Annotated in this window: 22 protein-coding genes; all 22 read left to right on the top strand. The window is 43.1% G+C overall.

Going from position 1 to position 21,437, the window contains the following annotated elements; all coding sequences use genetic code 11:
- Window positions 1-8 precede the first annotated feature (8 nt).
- A complete protein-coding gene (locus tag FXF36_RS07045) occupies window positions 9-929 on the top strand; it encodes a glycyl-radical enzyme activating protein (RefSeq protein ID WP_151623109.1) in 921 nt (306 codons plus the stop codon).
- Between the two features lie 52 nt (window positions 930-981).
- On the top strand, window positions 982-1,782 hold the full coding sequence (gene pduB / locus FXF36_RS07040; protein WP_151623108.1) for a propanediol utilization microcompartment protein PduB: 801 nt from the start codon (window positions 982-984) through the stop codon (window positions 1,780-1,782).
- A gap of 38 nt (window positions 1,783-1,820) precedes the next feature.
- Window positions 1,821-2,102 (top strand): BMC domain-containing protein, encoded by a 282-nt coding sequence (locus FXF36_RS07035; RefSeq protein WP_151623107.1) that lies wholly within the window; start codon window positions 1,821-1,823, stop codon window positions 2,100-2,102.
- Window positions 2,103-2,116: 14 nt separating this feature from the next.
- Window positions 2,117-2,659: a hypothetical protein gene (locus FXF36_RS07030; protein ID WP_151623106.1), complete on the top strand. Its 543-nt coding sequence runs from the start codon at window positions 2,117-2,119 to the stop codon at window positions 2,657-2,659.
- Between the two features lie 4 nt (window positions 2,660-2,663).
- A complete protein-coding gene (locus tag FXF36_RS16805) occupies window positions 2,664-3,158 on the top strand; it encodes a BMC domain-containing protein (RefSeq protein ID WP_151623105.1) in 495 nt (164 codons plus the stop codon).
- Between the two features lie 3 nt (window positions 3,159-3,161).
- Complete coding sequence (locus FXF36_RS16470) at window positions 3,162-3,434, top strand: EutN/CcmL family microcompartment protein (protein WP_151623104.1); 273 nt, start codon at window positions 3,162-3,164, stop codon at window positions 3,432-3,434.
- A gap of 10 nt (window positions 3,435-3,444) precedes the next feature.
- On the top strand, window positions 3,445-4,761 hold the full coding sequence (locus FXF36_RS07015) for an aldehyde dehydrogenase (protein ID WP_151623103.1): 1,317 nt from the start codon (window positions 3,445-3,447) through the stop codon (window positions 4,759-4,761).
- A gap of 79 nt (window positions 4,762-4,840) precedes the next feature.
- A complete protein-coding gene (locus FXF36_RS07010; RefSeq protein ID WP_151623102.1) occupies window positions 4,841-6,181 on the top strand; it encodes a sensor histidine kinase in 1,341 nt (446 codons plus the stop codon).
- Window positions 6,156-7,175: a response regulator gene (locus FXF36_RS07005; protein ID WP_151623101.1), complete on the top strand. Its 1,020-nt coding sequence runs from the start codon at window positions 6,156-6,158 to the stop codon at window positions 7,173-7,175. Before FXF36_RS07010 ends, FXF36_RS07005 begins: the two co-directional genes overlap by 26 nt.
- Window positions 7,175-8,365, top strand: coding sequence for a methionine adenosyltransferase (gene metK, locus FXF36_RS07000; RefSeq protein ID WP_151623100.1), 1,191 nt, complete (start codon window positions 7,175-7,177; stop codon window positions 8,363-8,365). Before FXF36_RS07005 ends, metK begins: the two co-directional genes overlap by 1 nt.
- A 31-nt stretch (window positions 8,366-8,396) precedes the next feature.
- Entirely contained in the window at window positions 8,397-9,050 is a 654-nt protein-coding gene (pduL, locus tag FXF36_RS06995; RefSeq protein WP_330583230.1) for a phosphate propanoyltransferase, read from the top strand.
- Window positions 9,051-9,087: 37 nt separating this feature from the next.
- Window positions 9,088-9,909 (top strand): ethanolamine utilization protein EutJ, encoded by an 822-nt coding sequence (gene eutJ / locus FXF36_RS06990; protein ID WP_151623099.1) that lies wholly within the window; start codon window positions 9,088-9,090, stop codon window positions 9,907-9,909.
- Window positions 9,910-9,942: 33 nt separating this feature from the next.
- Window positions 9,943-11,364 (top strand): aldehyde dehydrogenase family protein, encoded by a 1,422-nt coding sequence (locus tag FXF36_RS06985; RefSeq protein ID WP_151623098.1) that lies wholly within the window; start codon window positions 9,943-9,945, stop codon window positions 11,362-11,364.
- A gap of 53 nt (window positions 11,365-11,417) precedes the next feature.
- Window positions 11,418-12,764: a 4Fe-4S dicluster domain-containing protein gene (locus tag FXF36_RS06980; protein ID WP_151623097.1), complete on the top strand. Its 1,347-nt coding sequence runs from the start codon at window positions 11,418-11,420 to the stop codon at window positions 12,762-12,764.
- A 12-nt stretch (window positions 12,765-12,776) separates the two neighbouring features.
- On the top strand, window positions 12,777-13,322 hold the full coding sequence (locus FXF36_RS06975) for a BMC domain-containing protein (RefSeq protein ID WP_151623096.1): 546 nt from the start codon (window positions 12,777-12,779) through the stop codon (window positions 13,320-13,322).
- A gap of 43 nt (window positions 13,323-13,365) precedes the next feature.
- Window positions 13,366-15,315 (top strand): fructose-1,6-bisphosphatase, encoded by a 1,950-nt coding sequence (locus FXF36_RS06970; RefSeq protein WP_151623095.1) that lies wholly within the window; start codon window positions 13,366-13,368, stop codon window positions 15,313-15,315.
- 925 nt (window positions 15,316-16,240) lie between these two features.
- The gene (locus FXF36_RS06965; RefSeq protein ID WP_151623094.1) at window positions 16,241-18,178 is read left to right on the top strand and encodes an NADH-quinone oxidoreductase subunit 5 family protein; all 1,938 of its coding nucleotides are present in this window, start codon (window positions 16,241-16,243) and stop codon (window positions 18,176-18,178) included.
- On the top strand, window positions 18,178-19,062 hold the full coding sequence (locus FXF36_RS06960; protein ID WP_151623093.1) for an NADH-quinone oxidoreductase subunit H: 885 nt from the start codon (window positions 18,178-18,180) through the stop codon (window positions 19,060-19,062). Before FXF36_RS06965 ends, FXF36_RS06960 begins: the two co-directional genes overlap by 1 nt.
- A 16-nt stretch (window positions 19,063-19,078) precedes the next feature.
- Window positions 19,079-19,522 (top strand): NADH-quinone oxidoreductase subunit B family protein, encoded by a 444-nt coding sequence (locus tag FXF36_RS06955; protein ID WP_151623092.1) that lies wholly within the window; start codon window positions 19,079-19,081, stop codon window positions 19,520-19,522.
- A gap of 18 nt (window positions 19,523-19,540) precedes the next feature.
- On the top strand, window positions 19,541-19,915 hold the full coding sequence (locus tag FXF36_RS06950; protein ID WP_151623091.1) for an NADH-quinone oxidoreductase subunit C: 375 nt from the start codon (window positions 19,541-19,543) through the stop codon (window positions 19,913-19,915).
- Window positions 19,905-20,984 (top strand): hydrogenase large subunit, encoded by a 1,080-nt coding sequence (locus tag FXF36_RS06945; RefSeq protein ID WP_151623090.1) that lies wholly within the window; start codon window positions 19,905-19,907, stop codon window positions 20,982-20,984. Before FXF36_RS06950 ends, FXF36_RS06945 begins: the two co-directional genes overlap by 11 nt.
- Before the next feature lie 71 nt (window positions 20,985-21,055).
- Window positions 21,056-21,436 carry a 4Fe-4S binding protein gene (locus FXF36_RS06940; protein ID WP_151623089.1) on the top strand — a complete coding sequence of 127 codons (381 nt, stop codon included), beginning with the start codon at window positions 21,056-21,058 and terminating at the stop codon, window positions 21,434-21,436.
- Window position 21,437: the final 1 nt, after the last annotated feature.

The following is a 21,437-nucleotide window of genomic DNA, read 5'->3' as shown; positions in this document are numbered from 1 at the left end:
AAATTGTTATGGAGCCAGTTAATTACGCCCAGGAAGGGCTGGTGTTTGATATCCAGCGCTTTTCTGTAAACGATGGCCCGGGAATAAGAACCATAGTTTTCTTGAATGGATGTCCACTGAGATGTCAGTGGTGTGCAAATCCTGAATCGCAGCTTTTGAGACCAGTTGTGATGTTCAATGATTTGGAATGCATTCACTGTGGAATATGCAAAACTGTGTGCAAGCAGGGGGCAATCAGTCCAAACAATAAGGGGCTGATTGACAGAACAAAATGTATAGGTTGCGGAGAATGCTCAATCGCCTGTCCAGCTGGTGCCCTTGTAATGAAGGGCAAAAAGATGACCGTGGAAGAGGTTATCAGGGAGCTGAAAAAGGATGGAAGCCAATATAGAAGATCAGGTGGTGGCCTTACCATATCAGGAGGCGAGCCTTTAGTTCAGCATGAGTTTACCTTGGAGCTTTTGAAAGCGGCACACGCCCAGGGCTGGAATACAGCCATTGAAACAACTGGGTTTGCAGATGAAGAGATTATCAAAAAGGTTTTACCTCATGTAGATTTATCTCTTACAGATGTGAAATCGATGGATTCCAAAACCCATGAGGAATTCACAGGTGTGCCAAATGAGAAGATTCTAAAGAATGTAAAGCTTATTTCTGAAATCACAAACATTATGGTTCGTGTACCTGTAATACCTGGGGTAAATGAAAAAAAAGAGGATATCCTGAAGATTGCCGAGTTTGCAAAGACTCTTAATCAGCAGAATCTGATGGGAATAAATCTTTTGCCATATCATTCCATGGGAGAAAACAAATATAAGATGCTGGGACGTGATTATAAGCTTCACGGACTGCAAATGATGAATAGGGACGATATCAACGTCCTTAGAGAACAGGTTGAACGAACCGGTATTCCATGCAAGGTTGGTTGATGAAAAAATATGACTATTCATTAGTTATAAATGAAAAGAATGGAGGGAAAAAATGAATCAGGATTTAATCGAGAAAGTGATGAAGCAAGTCTCTGATGAATTGGCAGCTAGCAAGAGTGCCAGCGCGTCATCTACAACTCCGACTTGTGACTGTGCTTGCGACGGTGTAGGTCTGACAGAATTTGTTGGAACTGCAATCGGAGATACAATCGGTCTCGTAATTGCAAGCGTTGATCCAATGCTTTCAGATGTTATGAAACTTGGTAAATTCCGTTCAATCGGAATTATTGGTGGACGTACTGGAGCAGGTCCACAGATTATGGCTGTTGATGAAGCTGTAAAGGCTACAAATACAGAAGTTATTTCTGTTGAGCTTCCTAGAGATACAAAGGGTGGCGCTGGACACGGTTCATTAATTCTTATCGGAGCAGAGGATGTTTCTGATGCAAGAAGAGCTGTTGAAATCGCACTCAATGTTCTTCCAAAGTATTTCGGAGATGTATACGGAAATGAAGCTGGACACCTTGAGTTCCAGTACACAGCAAGAGCTAGCTATTGTCTTGAGAAGGCAATGGGCGCAACTCTTGGAAAAGCTTGGGGCATGACCTGCGCAGGACCTGCTGCTATCGGTACAGTTCTTGCAGATACAGCTGTTAAGGCAGCTAATGTAGAGGTTATCGGCTACTCTTCACCAGGCAATGGTGGAACAAGCTTCTCAAACGAGGTTATTCTTACATTTACAGGTGACTCTGGTGCAGTTCGTCAGGCAGTACGTGCTGCAATCGAGGTTGGTAAGAAGCTCCTTGGCTCTCTTGGTGACGAACCAAAGTCTACTACAGAGCCATACATTTAATATCTATTAACTTTTAATTTTTTCAAGGAGGTATTTCTATGAATGCAGATGCATTAGGAATGGTTGAGACAAGAGGTTTAGTAGGCGCAATCGAAGCAGCTGATGCAATGGTAAAGGCAGCAAATGTTTCACTTGTTGGCTATGAGAAAATCGGATCTGGTCTTGTAACAGTTATGGTACGTGGCGATGTTGGAGCTGTTAAGGCAGCTACAGACGCAGGCGCAGCAGCAGCTAGAGCTGTTGGTGAGGTTGTTTCTATCCACGTTATTCCACGTCCACACATGGATACAGAGAAGATTATCCCAAAGGCACTTGCATAGACTAGAGGTGGCGCATGGAGTTGACTGAAATACAGTTGAGAAAACTGGTAGAGCGGGTCATGGAGCTTACTTTAGAGCTGACTGTTGAAGCACCGAAGAAAAATGTTTTGGTGGTCTTATCTGGGTATGATACTGATCGATTTTCAACCGTTCTTAAATCACTGAAGGAAAACAAAAATGTGAGTACTACAGTGGTGGTGACACCAGAAAAACTGGAGGTTGAAAAAATCGGAAAAGTAATTTGCCAGACGGCTGACAGAGTGATAACTCCTCAGGAGGCTCTCGACAGCCCTCTGGATTACGAAAGCATCATCTTCCCAGTTATGCCACGAGATATTTTGTCTAAATGCGCCTTGTGTATTCCGGATACATATGAGGTTATGCTTATTCAAAAAGCCTTTGAGGAAGGTGTTAGCGTGAAGGTCTCGAAGGGGGGATTATCAAAATTCACCGGCTTCGAGCCTGAAGGCTATCGGCAAAAAATACTGAGTTATATCCGGACACTTTTGGAATTTGGAATCGAAATTCAATTAGATTCGGATACGGAAAAGAGGTGAAAATATGCAAGAGGCATTAGGCCTTGTGGAGACAGTAGGCATCTCAACAGCCATTGAAGTAGCGGATGTAATGGTAAAGGCTGCCAATGTAAAGCTCCTAGAAATGGAGAATACACGAGGTGGCGGTTACATGACAATAAAGATTGTTGGTGATGTTGGCGCTGTTAAAGCAGCGGTGGATGCAGCGAAAGCAGCTGGAATTAAATATGGAAATTTCGTGAGTGCATCTGTCATCGCGAGACCTGCAGATGGCATGGCAGCGGTGTTTTGTAATCCGAAGGTTCCGTATCAACGTGCAAATGGCTACAACAAAACATACAAGGAAGAGGTTAAAAAAGAGGTAAAGGAAGAAGTAAAGCCAGAACCAAAACCTGAGGTAAAGGCAGAGGTAAAGGCTGAACCAAAACCTGAGCCTAAACCTGAACCTAAAAAAGAAACAAAAACTCAGACCCCTAAGAAAACAACGACAAAGACATCCAAGAAGAAAGGAACTAAGTAGCGAATGATTTTAGCAAAAGTAATCGGAAATGTGGTAGCAACCAGAAAAGATGAATCGCTAGAAGGCACTAAGCTGATGATTGTTCGAAGAGTGGATGCCGAGGGGAACTATATCGAACCGGAGAGAGTTGCGGTTGATTATGTAGGCTGTGGCATAGGCGAGTTTGTGCTCTGTGCCACAGGCTCTTCTACTCGAGTAGAGGAAAACAAGCGTAACAAAACCATCGATATGGCTGTTATCGGAATAATCGATAGCATTGATACATCAGGGGCATAAAGGTGAGAATATGGAAGTTGGAATTTTTTCATCAGTCAATAATGCGATTTATTCGGTGAGGATGGCCTATGAGAGATACTCCAATTTATCCCTTGAGGATAGAGAAGAAATCATCGATGCCATCAGAAAATCCCTTAACCAAAACATTGATTTGATTGCAACATTGGCTGTAGAGGAAACCGGCATGGGCAACCTTCACGACAAGAAGCAAAAGCTTCAGGCAGCTATCAATAAGACCCCAGGACTGGAGGACCTTATCACAGAGGTTAAAACCGGTGACAGGGGAATGATATTATATGAGCTGAGTGCCTTTGGAGTGGTATGTACAGTGGAACCTGTTACAAGCCCTGCAGCATCAGTTATCAGTCATGTGATTGGACTTTTAGCAGCAGGTAATTCGGTTTTCATTTGTCCAAGCCCAAGAGCCGTAAAGACGTCAAATTTTGTAACGAGCCTGATTAGCAATGCAATTACCGAGGTCTGTGGAATAGACAATCTGGTTGTATCCTTGGATGAGAGTAACATCAGTATGATACAGGAGGTTATGCATCATCCGGATATTGACATGATAGTTTGCAGCGCAGGTGAGGCTGCCACAAAGGGGGCCATGGCCTGTGGTAAAAAGGTGATTGGAGAGGGGGGATCCAATTCAGTCGTCCTTGTAGATGAAACCGCAGATATCGATAAAGCAGCCTTTGATATTGTTAGTAGTGCATCCTTCGATAATAATCTTATTCACGCAGCAGAAAAGACAGTCATAGCAGTTGATAAAATTGTTCATGAGCTGGAAGCTGGATTCGTAAAAAATAATGCTGTAGTGATTAGGGACCAGGAGCAAATGCTTAGGCTTTCCGGACTCCTCTTAAGAGAGGATTTGAAGCCTCGAAGAAAATGGATTGGAAGGTCAGCTGATGAAATTCTAGATGGGGCAGAGATTCCTCATCAGGCAGGAGTAAAACTTATAGTGGTTGAAACAATTCCTCAGCATCCATTTGTAATAAATGAAATGAGGGTACCAGTTTTACCACTTGTTTACGCAGCTGATTATGAAACAGGCCTGCAGATGATGCTTGATATCGAACAGAGATATAAGTATGCAGCAGTGCTTCATTCAACTTCAATTCAAAGACTAAACGAGGCGGCAAGGAAACTCCAGACGGCAATTTTTGTAAAGAATGGTCCAGGCATTGCAGGAGTGGGATTACTTATTCCAAATAGCAGCTTTGCACTTACAGTCGCAAACGCTACAGGAGAGGGAGTTCTTACAGCAAGGCACTTTACAAGGCGAAGGAAATGTATGCTGACTAATGGCTTTTCAATACGATGAAAATGGAAACTCCACATTGAAAGAAATTTGTTCAGAATGCTATAATCAATATACTAGTATTGGTTAGGGGGAAGGTGTAATGAACAAATTGAATATGCAGGGGGCTCAAAATCCTGAGACTGAGGACATCAGTGATGTTGAAATCAGTCTCAAGAATTTTGACATCGTCCATCTTTTCGGAAAGGAGAAGCTTGAGGCAATCCAGGAACGAATTTCCAAGGTGACGGGACTGGCATTTGTGACGGTTGATTTCAAGGGGCAACCAGTTACAGAGTCCACTTATTTTACGGAGTTTTGTCACTGCGTTCGTGAGAACAAATTGACCGAGCAGGGGTGCTGGTCGTCAGATGCGTACGGTGCTGTACAGGCTACCATTACCAAAAAGCCAAGCATTTACTTTTGTCCATGCGGGCTTTTGGAAATCGCAATTCCACTGATAGTGAGGGGACATTATCTTGGTGGATTTATTGGTGGTCAGGTATGGTGCGAGGATGCACCTGACAGCATAGTTCGATTGGAAAATATTCTTGGACAACCAGAGCTTTTAGAATCCAGCGGAATCGATCTTAATCTTAGAAAAAAAGCTACTGCTCTTTCCTACGAGCAATTTTGCAATGTAGCTGATTTGGCAGCGATGATAATCAATCAGATGACTGAGTATGAATTGTCAAAGCTGGAGGGGCCAAAGTCAGACAGGGGAAAGATAGAAGCTCTAGAAAGAGAGATTCAAAGTCTTCGTTATCAAAAGCGTCAGCGTGAGATGCAGTTGGCAAGCATGGAGAACAATAATAACTCCCGCTTTGTTTTAAACACTCTCACATCCATTGCAAATCTTTCAATAATCGAAAATGCAACCGAAACCAATGCAGCACTCATTGTTTGTATTGAGTACATTAAATCATTGATGAACGTGAAGAATAATTTCTGGTCATTGATGGAAGAGCTGGATAATGTTGAGCGTTATCTCACGATTCAAAAGCTGCGTTACGAGGACAGATTAAATTATACAATTGAGGTTCCAGAAAAGCTTAGACTTCAGAGAATCCCATCCAACACTTTACAAGCCTTCGTACATCAGGCGGTGGAGCATGGAGTGGCTTTGAAGGAAAACGGCGGCACAGTTAAGGTTTCAGTCCAGTATATGGACGATGAGGTTGTTATCTACATTGATGACGACGGCCCAGGCCTTAACAATGAGCAGCTGGAAAAGTTTTATGGACATTTTGATAATGGTATTTATAGTGATGGTATCTTGCAGAGTATTGAAACAGCCAGCAAGCGTATGAGACTACTTTTTGGCAAGGAATATGATGTAGTTACTGAGGTAGTGGAGAACGAGGGCAGAAGAGTTTGCATTAGATATCCAAGATATTTTGATGAAGGGGTAATTACTGATGTACCAGATTCTAATCGTGGATGATGATTCGATAATGCGAAGAGCATTAAACGTCATGATAAACAAAATGGATGGCTTCGAGGTCTGTGGCGAGGCAGCTACAGGAACCGAGGCAGTCAAGGTTTATGAAAAGACTCATCCGGATATTATTTTTATGGATATATTGATGCCAGGCTTAACAGGTCTTGATGTGGCAAAGCTTATCCGTGAAAAGGATAAAGAGACTACAATCTATCTGCTTAGTGCCTACAAGAATTTCAATCTGGCAAAGGAAGCAGTAAAGCTTCAGATAAAGGAATATTTGCTTAAGCCTTTATCAATGTCAGCCCTGTCTGAGCTGCTTACCAACTACAAGAGAGATAAGGAGGGCTCAATCAGCCATTACCTTAATTCCTTTGAAGAGGTGGTATCTCAGGGAGATTTCAGAAAGGTTTACTACGGATTAGAGGAGCCAATAAATAGAATCTACAAAAAGTATGGTGATGATCAGGAGAAGCTGGTAGAGATTTTCAGATACGTAGGTCAGAGGCTTATTGCACAAAGCATAGTTGATGATAATGGAACTGCAGATGTGGAAAGCCTATTCCCACTTAATGAGTGTCTCATAAGTGAGCCAATGATAGCACAGCTGTGGCTGTTCAAGGTTATGAACTACGTGTATGAGAGAGAAGCAGTTCGAAGATATCCAGTGCTTCAAAATGTGTTTGTTTACATCGATGAAAATATTCACAGCGACATTGGCCTGAATCAGATTATTGAAAGCTGTTCTATATCCCAGGGATATTTAAGCAGAATTTTCAAAAGCCAGTTTCAGGTTTCAGTGATGGAATATCTTCACCTGAAAAAGATGCATTTGGCAAAGGGATATTTTTACCTGACTAATGATAGCGTGGCTGAGGTTGCTTTCAAGTTGGGATACAACGAGAGTAATTATTTCAGCAAGGTATTCAAAAAATATGAAAACAAAACGGTGCAGCAGTACCGTAAGTCAATGCAGGCGAAGAGAGGTACAGCTTAGTGAGTAAACATTATGTAACCTCAGAATCCGTTACCGAAGGGCATCCGGATAAGGTCTGCGACCAGATTTCAGATGGAATCTTAGATGCGGTTCTAAGTCAGGACCCTAAGGCACACGTTGCAATTGAAACCATGGCTTCCAAGAACACTCTGATGATTGCAGGTGAGCTTACCACATCAGCACAGGTTGATGTGACTGCCATCGCAAGAAAAATCCTTTTGGATATTGGATATAATTCAGAGGCCAGTGGAATCGATGGAAACAGTTGCTTGATTTTTACAAATATCAATGTTCAGTCAGCTGATATTGCACTTGGTGTAAACAAGGCTGATGGGACAGAGGAAATAGGTGGTGGCGATCAGGGAATTATGTATGGGTACGCTACCAACGAAACCAAAAATTTTATGCCGTATACAATTGATGCGGCACATAATCTGGTCAAGCGATTGGCACAGGTTAGAAAAGAAGGTATTGTTCCCTGGCTTTATCCAGATGGAAAGGCCCAGGTAACTGTGGGATACGACAATGTTAGCGGGGAGAATTTTTTGACGAGTGTAGTTCTTAGCGCTCAGCATTACCCCTCAATTTCTTATGATTATTTAAAAAGTACCTTGATGGATGAGGTTATACTACCAGTTCTTGGTGACAGACTGACACCTGCTACAAAGGTGTTAATCAATCCAACAGGAAGGTTTATCATCGGCGGCCCTTTAGGCGATACCGGTCTTACAGGACGTAAGATTATGGTGGATACCTATGGTGGAGTTGGTAAACATGGAGGTGGAGCCTTTTCTGGAAAGGACCCAACAAAGGTGGATAGAACAGCTGCTTACATGGCCAGATATGTCGCAAAAAATATTGTGGCAGCAAACCTGGCAGACAGGTGTGAAGTGAGTATCGCATATGCGATAGGACAGATTCAGCCAGAGGCAGTGAATATCGAAACCTTTGGAACGGAGCATATTGATTCTGAAATTATCAGACAGGCTGTGGAGAAGACATTTGATTTCACCGTGGCGGGAATGATAAAGAAGCTGGAGCTTAGACGCCCACAATTTTTAAAGTCAGCTGCCTATGGACATTTTGGTCGTGAGGATCAGGACTTTGGCTGGGAGCGACTTGATATGGTGGAGAATCTAAGACAGCAGGCGATTGCAGGTCAGTATTCAAGACTTTTAATCAAAAGATAATCGTGTCCTATTCAATGAGGAGTAATAAAATATGGAGACAAATCAGATGAATCAAGAGGAATTGATTCAGAAAATTGTTAAGAATGTGATGGTTCAGCTTCAGGATTTTGATGAATTTAAAATTCCAATCGGCGTCTCAAACCGTCATGTCCATGTATCTAGAGAGGATTTAGATACCCTTTTCGGTAAGGGATACGAATTAACAAAAAAAGCTGATTTAGGACAACCAGGACAATACGCTTGTAATGAGACTGTTACAGTGAGAGGTCCAAAGGGTGAAATCCAGAAGGTGAGAATTCTCGGACCAGTACGAAAGGAAAGTCAGGTGGAAATTTCTCTCACAGATAGCTTCCAGCTTGGTGTGAAGGCACCTGTAAAGGAGTCGGGCATGCTGGATGGAACACCGGGAGTTACTCTTATTGGTCCTAATGGTTCAGTAGATATGCCAAGAGGAACCATTGTAGCATTGCGTCATATTCACATGACCCCAGAGCAGGCAACTAAAATGGGGCTCAAGGATAAGGATGTAGTAGAGGTGGAGACCTTTGGCGAGAGAGCAGGAGTTCTTGGAAATGTACTTGTGAGAGTGTCTGACAAGTTCGCCCTTGAAATGCACATCGACATTGATGAGGCAAATGCCTGCTCACTGAAAAATAAAGATTACGTTGTGATACGAAGACATTAGTTTAGATTTTATTTTAGACAAATTTGGAGAGACTGAAGTGATTATAGAAAAAGGTGTTTTAGATTCCTTTGCAAGACTTGTAGAGGATGAACAGGCAAATACAGCAGAAGGAAAACTTAAGGTAGGAGTAGATCTTGGAACAGCAAATATCGTGCTTGCTGTTGTAGATGAAAACAATGAGCCAGTTGCAGGCGCAACCTATCCTTCAACAGTTGTTAAGGATGGAATTGTTGTGGACTACATGGGGGCTATTAGGATTGTTAAGAATCTCAAGAATCAGGTAGAAAGCTTGCTTGGCACAGAGTTGACAGAGGCTTCCTGCGCTATTCCACCAGGGGTTGTTTCCGGAAGCGTAAAGGCTATTTCAAATGTAGTTGAAGGAGCAGGCTTTGACGTTATAAACATTGTGGATGAGCCAACAGCAGCAGCTACTGTTCTTGATATTAAGGATGGTGCAGTTGTAGACGTTGGTGGTGGCACAACTGGAATAAGCATCCTTAAGGATGGCGAGGTTATCTACACTGCAGATGAACCTACAGGTGGAACTCACATGTCCCTTGTTATTGCAGGCTACTACAATGTTTCAATGGAAGAAGCTGAAAAAATAAAAAAGGATCCAAGCCGCGAGGCAGATATTTTCCCAATCGTGAAGCCTGTAATCCAGAAGATGGCAACTATCGTAAAGGGCTTTCTTCGTGATTACGAAGTGCCAGCAGTCTATGTGGTTGGTGGAGCTTGCTCATTCGAGGAATTTACAGCTGTCTTTGAAAAAGAGCTTGGAATCAAGACTATAAAATCTAATCACCCACTTCTTGTTACTCCACTTGGTATTGCGATGAATTGCGAAAAAGGCGCCTAAGCATGCGTCTAATTAAAGAAAGGAAGATTAGACATGGACATCGATGTAAATGTTATTGAAAAAATGGTGCGCCAGGCTATTGCAGATGTGTCAAAGGATAATGGATGCCCGACAGTGACATACCACGGTCCTGCTGGAAACTATGGTGTCTTTGATACCATGGATGGAGCAATCGAAGCATCTGTAATTGCTCAGAAGGAGCTTCTTCATTCTACTATGGCAGAACGCCAGAAGTATGTTGATACAATCCGCGCTACTGTTTTAAACAGAGCAAATCTTGAAATGATTTCCATGCTCGCTGTTGAAGAAACAGAAATAGGAAAATACGAGCATAAGCTCATAAAGAATCGTTTAGCAGCCGAGAAAACACCTGGTACAGAGGACCTGGTGACAGAGGCAAAGACGGGAGATAATGGCCTTACTTTAATCGAGTATTGTCCATTCGGAGTAATTGGTGCAATCACTCCAACAACAAACCCAACAGAGACTGTTATTTGCAACTCTATCTCAATGATAGCTGGTGGAAATTCGGTAGTGTTCAGTCCACATCCTAGAGCTACAAAGGTTACACACCTTTTAGTTCAGATGCTCAATAAGGCATTGGAGGAGGCTGGTGCACCAAAGAATCTCATCACCACTGTCAAGGAGCCATCTATCGAGAATACAAATGCAATGTGCGAGCATCCGAAGGTTCGCATGCTTGTTGCAACAGGTGGTCCTTCAATCGTAAGAAAGGTTATGTCAACTGGGAAGAAGGCAATCGGTGCCGGCGCAGGAAATCCTCCTGTAGTAGTTGATGAGACAGCTAATATCGAAAAGGCTGCAAAGGACATTGTGGACGGATGCTCATTCGACAATAACGTTCCTTGTATAGCTGAGAAAGAAGTATTTGCTGTTGATCAGATTTGCGACTATCTGATTCATTGCATGAAGCAGAATGGTGCTTATGAAATGAAGGATCCAGCAATGGTAGAGAAGCTTGATGCTCTTGTTACAAACGACAAGGGCGGTCCAAAGGTCGAGTTTGTTGGAAAGAGTGCAAAGTATATCTTGGACAAGCTTGGCATTCAGGTTTCTGATGATATTCGTGTCATCATTATGGAGACAAACAAGCATCACCACCTTGTAACAGAGGAAATGATGATGCCAATTCTTCCAGTTGTCAGATGCCACGATGTAGACGAGGCTATCGATAATGCCTATGAGGCAGAGCATGGCAATCGTCATACAGCTATGATGCATTCGAGAAACGTTGAGAAGCTCACCAAGATGGCAAAGCTTCTTGAAACAACTATCTTTGTTAAAAATGCTCCTTCTTATGCCGGCATTGGTGTTGGAGGAGAAGGTCATACCACATTTACAATCGCTGGTCCTACCGGTGAGGGACTTACCAGCGCACGCTCTTTCTGCAGAAAGAGAAAATGTGTTATGTCTGACGCTTTACACATTCGATAATATTCAAATTGGAAAGCCCCATTCATTTGGGGCTTTCATTAAAAGGAGTGGCTATGGGGTTAATTGAACAAATAAGAGATGCCGGTATTGTCGGATGCGGTGGCGCAGGCTTTCCAACTCACGTGAAGCTTAACTGCACTGTTGAGTATTTGATTGTAAATGCGGCAGAGTGCGAGCCATTACTTCGAACTGACCGATATTTAATGCTAAATAAAGCTGAGGAAATAATATCCGCAGTTGAGCTTGTGGCAGAGATGACAAAAGCTCAGAAACTTTTCATAGCATTAAAGGAAACCTATACAGACGAGATACGAAGCCTTCAGGCGGCTATAAATAAAAAGAATAGCAAGGTTGCATTATTCCCTTTGAAGAATTTCTATCCTGCAGGTGACGAGCAAATAATGGTACTTGAGGTGACGGGCCGAACTGTTCCACCTACAGGCATACCACTTGATGTCGGAGCAGTGGTTTCAAACGTTGCCACAATGTATGGAATCTATCAGGCTTCATCAGGAATTCCATTTACAGAAAAATATCTGACTGTAACTGGAGCAGTTGCGAGTCCTGTAATTGTAAAGGCTCCTATCGGAACCTCTTTCAGAGAGTGTATAGAGGCAGCTGGCGGTGCTACAGTAGCGGATTATCATATCCTGGCTGGTGGACCATTGATGGGAAAGCTATACAGGAAAGAGGATTTGGACAAATACGATGTTACAAAGACCACCTCTGGAATTGTAATTGTTCCTGATGACACCAATCTGGTAAAGATGCGTGAGACCTCACTTCGTGCAATCCTAAAGCGCGCAAAGGGTGCTTGCATTCAGTGTCAGACCTGCACATCAATGTGCCCTAGATATTTAAGCGGACATCCACTTTCTCCTCACAAGATTATGAGAAAGCTGGCATACATTGATGATGTGACTCAGGTGCTTGAGGACAAGGATATTAAGGAGGCAATGACCTGTAGTGAGTGCGGTGTCTGTGAGGCATATGCCTGCCCAATGGGACTTGCACCTAGACAGGTAAATGTATATGTGAAGAAGGCTCTCCGTGAAAGCGGCTTCAGATATCAGAAGGATACCTCTACCACCTTTGAGGCGAGAGAGGATAGAGAATATCGAAGAATTCCATCACATCGAATTGCAGCAAGACTTGGAGTGGAGCAGTATTACGACTACACCATTCGTGACTTGAAGGAGATTAATCCTGACATAGTGAGAATTCCATTGCAGCAGCATATCGGTGCACCATCTGAGGTGACAGTTGCTGTTGGTGACAGGGTTGAAAAGGGTACTGTAATTGGAAAAATACCAGAGAAGGCTCTTGGAGCAAACATTCACGCTTCAATTTCCGGAACGGTAAAGAGCATTGAAAATGGTACGGTAGTGATTGGAAAATAAGGAGAGGCACGCATGATAACAATAGGATTTCTGGAAAGTAATAGTATTGCCAGGGGAGTTGAAGCAGCGGATGCCATGCTCAAAGCAGCAGAGGTAAAACTTGTTGTTGCTCGTCCAAGCTGCCCGGGAAAATACCATATTATGATTAGCGGAGAGGTCTCTGCTGTTCAGTCAGCAATGGATGCTGGCAAAGAAAAAGTGGGAGGCTCACTTATTGATGAGCTGGTAATCCCTCGAGTTCATCCTCAGGTTATAGAGGCAATTAACTTGGCAACCATGCCTGAAAAAATCAGAGCAATTGGTGTCATGGAATATTTCTCAGTGGTGCAGGCTGTCATTGGCGCAGATGCAGCAGTAAAGGCAGCAGGCGTAGAGCTTATCGAGGTTCGTCTGGGAACAGGAATTGGTGGAAAATCATTTGTCGTTCTGACAGGTGATGTTTCAGCAGTTGAGGCCAGTGTACAGGCAGGAACAAAGGATGCAATTGAAAACGGACTATTAATTAGTCAGATTGTAATTGCACATCCACATCCTGATTTGGTACAGACCTTACTGTAATATTTAGTATCATAAACTCCTCAATAGCGTGAAAGGATAAGGTATGGAAGGTCATTATTTAAGAGTGCTATCAAAGCAGTTTCCAAACGTGGCATCAACTGCCACCGAGATAATCAATCTTCAATCCATCTTAAGTCTTCCTAAAGGTACAGAACACTATCTGTCTGATATCCATGGAGAGCACGAGCAGTTTGCCCATGTTCTGAAAAATGGTTCAGGCGCAGTTAAACGAAAAATTGATGAGGAATTTGGAAACATCCTATCTGAAAAGGAGAGGCGTGATTTAGCCACTCTTATATACTATCCGAAGGAGCGTATCAGAATGATTCAGGAGGAAAGCTCCTGGAACATGGACGACTGGTATGTGGTCATGATTAATCGCCTGATTCAGGTGTGCAAGGCTGCTGCCAGCAAGTACACTCGCTCCAAGGTTAGGAAGGCACTTCCAAAGGATTTTGCCTATGTTATTGAGGAGCTTATTACTGGCCGCAGAGATCACAGCGACCAGGAAGCATATTTTAACGAGATTATCCATACGGTAATCAGAATCGGAAAGGCACCAGAGCTAATCGTTGCTCTGTCAAATGCCATAAGCAGATTTGTTGTGGACCATCTTCACATTGTTGGAGACATTTATGACAGAGGACCAGGCCCACATATCTGCATGGACACACTTATGAACTATCACAGTGTGGATATCCAGTGGGGAAACCACGACGTTGTGTGGATGGGTGCAGCAGCAGGACAGCTTGCCTGCATTGCAACAGTCCTTCGTTTCTCTGCCAGATATGGCAATCTGGATATCATAGAGGATGGCTATGGAATCAATCTGTTGCCACTCTTCAAATTTACAATGGAAACCTACAAGGAGGATCCTTGCAGCTGCTTTGAGCTTCACTACCGCGAAGGGGAATATGACCTTGCTAATGCAGAAATCGATAGAAAGATGCACAAGGCCATGGCTATAATCCAGTTCAAGGTTGAAGGCCAGCTGATAAAGCAGCATCCTGAATGGAAAATGGAGGATCGACTCCTTCTTGATAAAATGGATTTAACAAGGGGAATCATTAAAATCGACGGCAAGGAGTACAGGCTTCTGGACCAGAATTTCCCTACACTAAATCCAGATGACCCTTATGCTCTTTCAAAGGAAGAGGCAGAGGTAATGGAGAAGCTTCGCATAGGATTTATAAAGTGTGAGAAGCTTCAGAATCATGTCAGATTTTTATATCGTAAAGGCGGATTATATAAGACCTACAACAGCAACCTTTTATTCCATGGCTGCGTGCCACTGGACGAAAAGGGCAAGCTAAAAGAGGTGGAACTTTACGGCAAGAAATACAAGGGTAAAGCACTTTACGATGCCTTGGAGCAGCTCCTTCGCAAGGGCTATTACGCCATTGACCCAGAGGAAAAGAAGCGTGGTATGGACATGCTTTGGTACACCTGGTGTCATGCCAATTCACCTGTGTTTGGCAAGGATAAGATGGCAACCTTTGAGCGATACTTCATAGAAGAAAAAGAGACTCACGTGGAGAAGAAAAATCCTTATTATACATGGTACGATAAGGAGGAGACAGTCACCATGATTCTTAATGAATTTGGGCTCCACTCTCCAGAGAGTCATATTATAAATGGACACGTCCCTGTTGAAGCAAAGAAGGGAGAACTGCCAATCAAGTGTGGTGGCAGACTTATCGTAATTGACGGAGGCTTTTCAAAAGCCTACCAGCCTAAGACAGGTATAGCCGGCTACACACTTACCTACAATTCATACGGCTTCCTGCTTGCAGCCCACGAGCCTTTCGAATCCGTGGAGAAAGCCGTAGAAACTGGGCAGGATATCCACTCCGATACCGTACTTGTGCAGCACGTTGAACGCCGCAAAACCGTGGCCGACACCGACATAGGCGAAGGCATCCGCGAAAACATCAAGGAGCTCGAGGAACTCCTTGAAGCTTACCGCACCGGCGCCCTCGTAGAAAAAGAATAGCAAACCACCATGGCTCCCATAATATTTGTGGGGGCCATTATTTTGCCCTTTTGTATATTAGGGCTTGCCCCTGCCCCGCCACAATTGCTATAATTCGGACCCACCGCCCCGACTTCTGCCCCACAGGCCCTGCCCATTCTCCTGCACAATCACAAAATGTTGATTTTCTAAAAGCTGCGTGTCGCTTTCTTTATTGGTGGGTGTTCGTCTCATTCTTTGCACTTCTGTTGCCACAGTATGCTATACACAGACACACATTACTTTATAGAAATAGCTTTCCAAAGCAAGTTTAGGAGTAATTGTGCGATTTTGAAATGAACTTAGTAAAATCTTAAAGCAGGTTTTGCAGAATTTAAGTATGGGCTGCCACGGACGGCAGCCCAAGGCTGACAGCGAAAAGGACTGAGCTTGAAGCCGGTACTTAAATCTACAAAACCTGCTTTTGATTTTACTTAGTGAATGGAGCATGAGCACAATTATCCTAAACCTTGTTTGGAAGAGCTATTTGAATACTACAAGTGTCTGTGTATATGCATACAGCGGCGTCGAAGTGCAAAATCAATAGAAGAACACCCACATAAAGCTCCACCAGCAGCTTAAGAAAATCTAACATTTTGCTCAAATGCTGCATGAGAACTGGGCAGGGCCTGTAGGGCAGAGGTCGGGGCGGTTGGCCCAAGATGTTTTGAACTGTGGCGGGGCAGGGGCAAGCCCGGTTTGGGCAAAGAGCAAAATAATGGCCAAGGGATGGTAGGTGGTGGAGCCATGGTGGTTTGCTATGTAAAAATATTCGCTCAATTCTGGCAAAATGTGGTATTATATATGTGTTGCGCGATATGGTCGCGCCATGGGGGATAATAGACGCTCAACAGCGGGGGCGAGCGTTTGTTATAAAAGTTTTTACAACATAATAGGAGGGGGAATAATGGAAAAACTAGTGACAGCATTGATTTGCTTTCCATTTCTTTGGGCGATTTTGCCTGCCGTGATTCATAATTCGAAGTGCAGGGCTTTTTTCGTCTATCTTGGTTGTGCCATTGTAATGGCGCTTTCAGTATTTACCGCAATTTTATGGTATGCGGCAGGGGGTAAGACATTCGATTTCAGATTGCCATATCAGGAGGCTTTTGGGCATCTGTTTATGGTGGGGGATGTCTTGCTAATGTTCTTTATTACTTATCTCGCTTATAAGTATAAAAAGTTAATAATTTCAGTACTTACAATTGTATCAACAGTTATACCTACTGTGCTGGAGCTTTTCGGACCAAAGCTTGCAGATAGTTTTACAATGCGATTCGACTGGCTCACCTTCATCATGATTCTGATAATCGGTGTGATTGGTTCGCTGATTGGAATTTATGCAGTTGGTTACATGCACGGTTATCACATTCATCATCATAAGGAGCTGACGGATCGCCGTAGCTTTTTCCTTTCAATGATATTTGTATTCTTTGGGGCAATGTTTGGTCTTGTATTTTCTGCAAACCTCTGTGGGCTATATTTCTTCTGGGAAATCACCTCAGTTACATCATTCCTTTTAATTGGATACACTCGCACTGAAGAGGCAATTAATAATTCTTTCAAGGCTCTGTGGATGAACCTTTTAGGTGGCTGCGGTCTTGCGACAGCGATTAGTTTGGGATATCTGTGGTTTGGTACTGTAAATCTTTATGATTTCCTCAGATTCGAAAAGCTTAATCCAGGCGATATGCGTTGCCTGCTTCCAATTGCAATGCTTGCATTTGCAGCACTTACAAAGTCGGCGCAGTTCCCATTTTCAGGCTGGCTTCTTGGAGCCATGGTTGCACCTACACCATCTTCTGCACTATTGCATAGTGCCACAATGGTAAAGGCGGGCGTTTATCTTTTGATCAGAATTACAACTGCAATGGCAGATAACTATGTTGGAAATATGGTAGCTCTTATCGGCGGATTTACATTCCTTACAGCATCATGTCTTGCAATTTCTGTTTCAGATGGCAAGAAGGTTTTGGCGTATTCGACCATTTCAAACCTTGGACTTATTGTTGCATGTACAGGCTGTGGTTACGAGGAAACAATCTGGGCGGCAGTATTCCTTGTAATTTTCCATGCTGTTTCAAAGTCAATGCTCTTCCAGTGCGTTGGTGCAATTGAAAACACAACTGGAAGCCGTGATGTTGAGGATATGCAGGGATTGATGTCAATCTTCCCTAAGCTTGCACTGATTCTCATGATTGGTATCGCAGGAATGTTCCTTGCACCATTTGGAATGCTTATCTCAAAGTGGGCAGCCCTCAAGGCATTTATCGATACAAAGTCAGTTTATGTATCAACTCTAATGGTACTGTTCATCTGTTTTGGTTCTGCAACTACAATGTTCTATTGGACAAAGTGGATGTCAAAGATTCTTGGTGCTTCAAAGAGAGAGAAGTCACGTGATTTAACAAAGAAAAATGAGTACATCTCAATGTTCTTCCATGCATTTTTGATGGTGGCATTGATTCTTGGATTCCCATGGCTTTCAGAGCATGTGCTTAAGCCACTTTCAAGAAACATGTTTGGAGCAGTAGAGCAGGTTATTTCAAAGGAAAATATCTTTATCATGATAGTTTTGCTTGTGGGTGTATTTGTAATTCCACTTATTAATTATTTCATGACAAAGCACACAAAATATACTCCAGTTATCACCTATATGGGCGGTGCAAATGCAGGTGACAATATGAGCTTCATTTCATCCACGGGTGATGCGAAGGAAATGCACGTAGCAAACTTCTACATGGAAGAAGTGATGGGAGAAAAGAAACTGTTCACTCCAGCGATTATAATTTCATCCTTTGTAATAATCGTTTATCTAATAATCGTTATAGGAGGTGCATTCTAATGGACTTAAGTACACGACTAATACTTGCAGGATGCTATATCCTACTTGCACCTATTGTTATTGGCTTGCTTGATGGGTTCGATAGAAAGATATCGGCACGTATGCAGGGCAGAAGAGGCCCATCAGTGCTTCAGCCATTTTATGATCTAAAGAAGCTTTTTGAAAAGGAATTTTTAAGTGCTAACAAGATGCAGCTTTTTATGATTCGCTCATATTTGTGTTTCATCATTTTGTCAGGAATACTTTTTTACACAGGCTGTGATTTATTGCTTGTGGTATTTGCACTTTCAACCTCAGCAATGTTTTTGATTTTGGCTAGTACTACAACTCATTCACCTTTCAGTTCACAGGGAACACACCGTGAATTGGTGCAGATAATGGCCTGTGAGCCAATGGAGCTTTTGGTTGCTGTTGGATTTTATCTGGCAACAATTCCAAAGACCTTCAGTGTGGCAAACATTGTTCGCAATAGCAATTATTCAAATATTGTTTTCCTGCCGGGATTTTTTATAGGCTTTGTATTTATTCTTACAATCAAATTTAGAAAGTCACCATTTGATATTTCTACTTCACACCATGCTCATCAGGAGGTTGTAAAGGGAATTACAGCTGAGATGGTAGGTAAGGAATATGGAATGGTTACCCTGGCAGAGTGGTACGAAAATGCAATCCTCTATGGAATGGTTGCACTGTTTTTCATCAACAAGAACCCACTCTCAATTATTGGGGCAATCGTAGTAATTTTAGCAGTATGGTTCCTTGAAATTCTCATCGATAACACATCTGCAAGAGTTAAGTGGCAGCTTATGTTAAAGCTTGCCTGGGGGGTAACAATTGTTGCAGCTGGAATGAATCTTTTCCTGTTAGAGATAATCAGAGGTTAGTAGAGGGGGACATACAATGAGTACAATACATAAATCACCATGGCTATTGCACTATGATGGAAGTAGTTGCAATGGCTGTGATATAGAAGTTTTGGCATGCACAACACCTGTTTATGACGTTGAACGATTCGGCGTAATCAACACAGGAAATCCTATGCATGCAGATATTTTCCTTATAACTGGTGGAATCAATTCTCAGAACGAAGCTGTTGTAAAACAGATTTATGAGCAGATGCCTCAGCCAAAGGTTGTAATCGCAGTTGGAACCTGCGCCTGCACTGGAGGAATTTTTAAGGAGTGCTACAACATCAAGGGCGGCGCCGACACAGTAATTCCAGTTGATATTTACGTGCCTGGCTGTGCAGCAAGACCTGAGTCAATCATCGATGGTGTTGTAAAGGGAATAGGCCTTTTCAAGGAAAAAGCGGCGGCTCTTGAGGCTCAGTTGAAGGCGAACTAGTTAGGAGGATATTTAGTAATGCAAGAATTAAAGACAGACTTATTTTTGATAGATAAGGCAGAGCTTCTGAACATCATCATGGAAAAGAAAAATGCTCTTTGGAGACTTTGCCAGATTTGTTGCTCTTATCCAAAGGCGGAGGACCACTTTGAGGTGACATATTCCTTTGCAAATGGTTATGAGCTTGCAAATTACAGACTTATTGCTGAGCGTGATGAGGAGGTTCCATCAATCTCACGTGTCTATAAATCAGCAATTTATTATGAGAATGAAATGCATGAGCTTTGGGGTCTCAAGGTTGAAAACATCAAGCAGGATCTTCACGACAAGCTTTATCGTATAGACGTAGAGACACCATTCTTGGAGAAGGAGGTGGCTAAAGATGGGGAATAGAAGTATAGTGCCATACGGCCCTCAGCATCCAGTCCTTCCTGAGCCTATTCATCTTGATTTAGTTTTGGAGGATGAAAAGGTTTTGGCTGCAATTCCATCAATTGGATTTATCCACAGAGGACTTGAAAGCCTTACAAGCAAAAAGGATTTCAATGAAATGGTATACGTTGCGGAACGTATATGTGGTATTTGCTCTTACATGCATGGCATGAGCTACTGCCTTGCTCTTGAGGACATCATGAATGTGGAAGTCCCACGCAGAGCTGATTACCTTAGAACCATCTGGTGTGAGCTCAGCAGACTTCACAGCCATTTGCTGTGGCTTGGACTTTTGGCAGATGCCTTTGGTTTTGAGTCGCTTTTCATGCATTCATGGAGACTTCGTGAGAAGATTCTTGATATGTTTGAGGAATCAACAGGTGGACGTGTTATCTTTTCAGTAAACACAATCGGTGGTGTACTTAAGGATATGCCAAACGAGATGCTTCAGTGCTTTGTGAAGCAGCTTGATGAGATGGAGAAGGAAATCCGTGAGATGACGGAAATCTTCCTGACAGACTATACAGTTAAGAGCCGTCTTGTTGATGTTGGAATTATCAGTGGTGAGGATGCAATCCGTCGTGGTGCCGTTGGCCCAATGATGCGTGCATCTGGAATCAATGTAGATATGAGAAAGAATGGCTATGCAGCCTACAACGATATTGACTTTGAAGTAATCACCAGCAACAAGTGTGATTCTTATGCACGCTGCGAGGTGCGTATCGGAGAAATCTTCCAGTCAATTGATATCATCAGACAGGCTGTTGCAAAGATACCTGATACAGAAATCAATACAAAGGTCACAGGCATGCCAAACGGAGAATCAATCATCCGTGTTGAGCAGCCGCGCGGTGAGGCGTTCTATCACGTCCGCGCCAACGGAACCAAGTTCCTTGACCGCTTCCGTGTCCGCACCCCGACCTTTGCCAACATACCAGCTCTCACACAGACATTGCAGGGCTGCCAGTATGGCGACGTACCACTACTCGTACTCACGATAGATCCATGTATTAGTTGTACAGAGAGATAAAAAAGCCTTCCCCTTGAGGGGAAGGTGTCAGCGAAGCTGACGGATGAGGTGTTTTTGGAGGAATAATATATATGGGACAGTTTTTACCATTTACAAAACAAGTAATAAAGAACCTCTTTTCTGCGCCAGCAACTACACAATATCCATTTGTGGAGCGCGTATATCCTGAGCGCACAAGAGGTCATGTAGATATTAACAAAGACAGTTGCATTTTATGCGGCATGTGCATGCGCAGCTGCCCACCAGGTGCAATTAAGGTTGACCGCGCAGGTAAGACTTGGAGCATTAACCGCTTCGATTGCATCCAGTGCGGATATTGCGCAGAGAAGTGCCCTAAGAAGTGCCTGAGCATTACCCCAGGCTACCAGGAGCCAGGTCCAGAGAAATTCGCATATACTGTAGAGGTGCCATACGAGCCACCTAAACCAGCAGCGAAGACTGTGGCAAATTAAA

This window comes from Pseudobutyrivibrio xylanivorans (assembly GCF_008935055.1).
Classification (GTDB): Bacteria; Bacillota; Clostridia; order Lachnospirales; family Lachnospiraceae; genus Pseudobutyrivibrio; species Pseudobutyrivibrio xylanivorans_A.
The sequence above is the reverse complement of the archived record's forward strand: the minus strand, read 5'-3'. Positions and strand labels throughout refer to the sequence as shown.